This is a genomic window from Bullifex sp., assembly GCF_034103065.1.
Classification (GTDB): domain Bacteria; phylum Spirochaetota; class Spirochaetia; order Sphaerochaetales; family Sphaerochaetaceae; genus Bullifex.
The window spans coordinates 1-2,070 of sequence record NZ_JAXEGN010000147.1; the positions used below are offsets into that span (position 1 = coordinate 1).

Genomic DNA, 2,070 nt, shown 5'->3' on the forward strand with positions numbered 1-2,070 from the left:
TTTGAAACTCCTTAGCTTTTTTTGATGTACGTTGCTAAGAGTTTCTTTCGTGGGACAAGCTTGTTGCAACTGTCCCTTTCTCTATTGGAAACTATGCTGAATTCCTATTGGTAACTATGCTGAAATAAATCCTACTATAAACAAAGTAAGTTTATTTTGGAGAAATATATGGATAATCCTTTTACATTAACATTTGGAAAAGAACCATTAAGTATAATTAATCGAGATTATGAGATTAATGAGGTTTACGAAAGCTTTATTTCTCCTAATCCAGATTCACACACATTTTTAATAACAGGTGTTAGAGGCTCTGGAAAAACTGTATTTATGACATCTATTGCAAATACTCTCAAAAAGGATAGGAACTGGATTGTTTGTGATTTAAGTTCTGATTTTGATTTGATAAAATCATTAACTGCAAACTTAAATAGTAAAAAAGAAGTATTTAATATAATTAAAAATGCTAAAATAAATGTTTCAATTTTAGGTTTTGAAATTGGACTTGAAAATCAAATACAGGCTAATGATGTAGCTGTGTATTTGGATAAAATATTAAGTGAACTTACGAAAAAAGGAAAAAGAGTATTAGTTACAATAGATGAGGTTGTATCAAATAAAAATGTTAGAGAATTTGTTAGTCTTTTTCAAATTTTTCTGAGAAAAGAATACAATATATTTCTTTTAATGATAGGACATTATGAAAATATTAATTGTCTGCAAGATGAAAAAACATTAACTTTTTTATATAGAGCTCTATGCTAAGAGACATGTCAAGACAATTAGTTAAAAATTATCCGAATATTTAAGCTACCTCTTTATTATTAATATTAGGGAAAGTACCCATAGTATATACTTCATCTGGTGTTTTATAATCTAAGCTTTGATGAATTCTATCATGATTAAAATAGTAAACAAATTCATTAAGGCTTTGTTGTAGTTGATCAAATTCATGATAATCTCTTAAAAACACCCACTCATATTTTAAAGTCCTCCAGGTGCGTTCCACTCTCACATTATCGAGACATCTACCAATACCATCCATGCTAATAAGAATTTCATAACTTTCAAGGAAAGAAGTGAATTCTTTAGAGGTATATTGTGAACCTGCATCTGTGTTAAATATAGCAGGTACACCATACTTTATTATTGCTTCCATTAAGGCATCAAGACAAAACTCTACATTCATTGTTTCAGATAACCTCCAAGATAAAATCTTTCTGCTGTATAAATCGATTATTGCAGTAAAATACACCATACGACCTTCAAGCTTGATATAGGTAATATCAGTAGCCCAAACTTCATTGACATACCTTATCTTTCTATTACGAAGCAGATATGGATATTTGGTGTATAAGCCTTTAGCAGGATGTGTAGTTTTAAATACAGGAGTTAATCCTTTTAGACTTAATTCTTTGTATATCATTCTAATAGCGTGTTCTGTAGCCCATGAATGACCTTCACGTAGTAAATGCTTGGACATCTTTATATATCCATATGTGGAGAAATTGGTCCATTCAATAAGAACTTTATCAAGATGTCTATTATGTTCTTCTTTAAGTGCTGCTTTTCTTTCTTCTTCATCAGAGATAGCATAGCTCCTCTTTTCATAATACACGCTTCTAGGGAGCTTCAAGATTTGACACTGGGCACTGATTGATAAAACATTACTTTTAGTTTCATCAACCAGCATCCAGAGCTCATCCTTTTTTAGAAGCGCTGATCTTTTTTTAATAGATCTATCTCTAACTCTTTTTGACCAATTATTGCCTTGGCTGCAGCAAGCTTTTCTTCTGCCTCTTCATGTAGCTTTTGAAATCTTTTTGCTTCTTTATTACCAAATCCATTTAGCAGAATTGCTTTCTTCCAATCTGATAGTGTACTTGGTGCTACATTGTTACTAGAACATACTTCACTAAATGCTTTTCCATCTAGAAGCTCTTTAATGCATTTAAGCTTAAACTCATCTGTATAAGTCTTCTTGTTTCTACCCATATCTTTTTTACTCCTTTGATATGGTAACTGTTATTCGGATTATTTTCACCTCCCTGTCTGATTTACACTCTTAGTATA

3 protein-coding genes are annotated in these 2,070 nt (G+C 31.0%); 1 reads left to right on the forward strand and 2 read right to left on the reverse strand.

The annotated features are described in order from the left end of the window. Window positions 1-168 precede the first annotated feature (168 nt). Entirely contained in the window at window positions 169-762 is a 594-nt protein-coding gene (locus SOY52_RS05770; protein ID WP_320848021.1) for an ATP-binding protein, read from the forward strand. A gap of 40 nt (window positions 763-802) precedes the next feature. On the opposite strand, the gene SOY52_RS05775 is transcribed toward SOY52_RS05770, so the two are convergent. Next, complete coding sequence (locus SOY52_RS05775; RefSeq protein ID WP_320624030.1) at window positions 803-1,690, reverse strand: IS3 family transposase; 888 nt, start codon at window positions 1,688-1,690, stop codon at window positions 803-805. A gap of 17 nt (window positions 1,691-1,707) precedes the next feature. Beyond that, window positions 1,708-1,992 carry a transposase gene (locus SOY52_RS05780; protein ID WP_320624029.1) on the reverse strand — a complete coding sequence of 95 codons (285 nt, stop codon included), beginning with the start codon at window positions 1,990-1,992 and terminating at the stop codon, window positions 1,708-1,710. Window positions 1,993-2,070: the final 78 nt, after the last annotated feature.

What these genes read in the sequence shown, in the direction of transcription:
- SOY52_RS05770 (WP_320848021.1), top strand. Translation starts at nt 169, where the DNA reads ATGGATAATCCTTTTACATTAACATTTGGAAAAGAACCATTAAGTATA.
- SOY52_RS05775 (WP_320624030.1), bottom strand. Translation starts at nt 1,690, where the DNA reads ATGCTGGTTGATGAAACTAAAAGTAATGTTTTATCAATCAGTGCCCAG.
- SOY52_RS05780 (WP_320624029.1), bottom strand. Translation starts at nt 1,992, where the DNA reads ATGGGTAGAAACAAGAAGACTTATACAGATGAGTTTAAGCTTAAATGC.